The organism is Cryobacterium sp. MLB-32 (assembly GCF_000738085.1).
Taxonomy (GTDB): domain Bacteria; phylum Actinomycetota; class Actinomycetes; order Actinomycetales; family Microbacteriaceae; genus Cryobacterium.
This window is the reverse complement of sequence record NZ_JPRS01000464.1, coordinates 1-1,815: the sequence shown is the minus strand read 5'-3', so window position 1 is coordinate 1,815 and position 1,815 is coordinate 1. Positions and strand designations below refer to the sequence as shown.

At 60.7% G+C, this 1,815-nt stretch carries 3 protein-coding genes; all 3 read left to right on the top strand.

The genetic code is table 11. The annotated features are described in order from the left end of the window. Positions 1-336 (top strand): ABC transporter permease (locus tag JF66_RS19405; RefSeq protein WP_231556518.1); only part of this gene is annotated, 336 nt, incomplete at its 5' end. 1 nt (position 337) lies between these two features. Then, positions 338-1,600: a sensor histidine kinase gene (locus JF66_RS19400; RefSeq protein WP_035880526.1), complete on the top strand. Its 1,263-nt coding sequence runs from the start codon at positions 338-340 to the stop codon at positions 1,598-1,600. Continuing rightward, the coding region (locus JF66_RS19395) for a response regulator transcription factor (protein WP_035880525.1) at positions 1,597-1,815 on the top strand (219 nt) is incomplete at its 3' end. The genes JF66_RS19400 and JF66_RS19395, both read left to right, overlap by 4 nt.

Sequence of the window (1,815 nt, the reverse complement as noted above, 5' to 3'; positions counted from 1 at the left end):
CATGTTATCGGTGAATTCATGCTGCTCGCATGCGCGGGATGGATCGGGGCGATGACGATTGGTTGCCTGCAGCTGGTCATCGGGTTGCTCGTGAAGAGTTTCGCGAGCACCGTGGCCATCGGGTTCGTCGGCACCGTTGCCGGATTCGTATTGACGCTCGCAGCCCCCGTATTGCAATCGCTCTACCCCTACACCCAGATCGGCGTCGGAATGCATGTGCGAACCCTCACCGGGCCGTCGCCGGAAGAGTTCATTCCGTTCCTGATAGCGAACACAGTGCTGACAGGCCTGGTTCTATTCGCGGGCTGGGCATACTTGAAACGACGGGAATACTGAAATGACAATCACGCACAGCACAGCACCAGACGGTGGCACAGGACCCCAGACGGCACCCGCCAGGGCTACGGTTCCCACCCGTTTTTTGGCTCGTCATCCTCGCATCGTCGACTTCGCGGTCGCTTTGGGCTACCTCGCCCTCCTGCTCCCGGGCCTCGTGCACACGGCGTATTTCGGGTCGCTGCCGTTGTGGCAGGTTGTGCTGTCCATCGGCGCGACGATAGCGATCGGGGTGGCACTGCTCTTCCGTCGGCAGCACCCGGTCTTGGTGCTCGTGATAGTTGGAATTCTCGCGCTGGCGAAAACGACTGCAGGGGGCCTGCTCGATGCCGGTGCGATCCCGGTCGCGCTCTACGCGGCTACGGCGTATGTCACGGCACGAACGGCGTGGCTCACGTTCGGAGCTACTTTGGTCGCAACGACCACTGTTCTTGGCATCGCGAGCCTCAGCGCAGGAAGCATTGAGGTCGCTGCCACGACGCTGATCATCAGTCTCAGCTTGCAAGTAATTGCTGGCCTTGTCGGTGTTCTGATCGGACTGCGCCGCCGATACCAGGACGCACTGGTCGCGCGTGCGCTGGATGCGCGACGAGAACGAGAACAGCGCGTCGAGCTTGGGCGGATCACCGAAAGGTCCACGCTTTCCCGAGAGATGCACGACGTCGTCGGGCACACTCTCACCGCGATCATCAACCTGTCCGACGGTGCGGAAATATCGTTCGACTCCGATCCCGACCTTGCCAGGCTGGGGATACGTCGCATCAACGAGATCGCTCGCACCGCACTCGGAGAAACCCGCACAGTTGTGGGTGCCCTTCGGAGTATTGATGGCGCAGCACCACGAACACCGCAACCGGATGCTTCGCGCATACCTGAGCTCCTCGCTACGGCGGAAGCCGTCGGGTACAACACCACGCTGACGACCGATGGCGAGGGCGTCGGCGACCGAAGCATCCAGCTAAGCCTTTATCGAATCGTTCAGGAAGCGATTACCAACACAATGCGTCACAGCAAGAACGCAACCGGCATCGACGTGACCATCAGCTATGCCGTTGCCAGCATCACCGTACAAATTCACGACAACGGGGAACAACTACCAGGTGCAATTGGACAGAACAGCGATACACATTCCCGCGGGCAGGGCCTCACGGGGATTCACGAACGGGCCGCTCTCTCCGGCGGAACGGCCACGGCGGGCCCCGCGCCCGGTGGCGGATGGCACGTCACCGCAATCCTGCATACTCAGACGGCACAACCATCATGAACATTCGCGTTCTCCTCGTTGACGATCACGAGCTCACTCGCATGGGCTTCACCATGATGCTGAACCCCCAACCGGAAATCAGCATCGTCGCAGAAGCTGTCAACGGCACCGAAGCTATCGAAATGACGGCACAACACCATCCTGATGTGATCCTCATGGACATTCGGATGCCCGGACTCGACGGCATCGAGGCGACCCGAGCAATCACCGCAGCC

What these genes read in the sequence shown, in the direction of transcription:
- JF66_RS19400 (WP_035880526.1), top strand. Translation starts at nt 338, where the DNA reads ATGACAATCACGCACAGCACAGCACCAGACGGTGGCACAGGACCCCAG.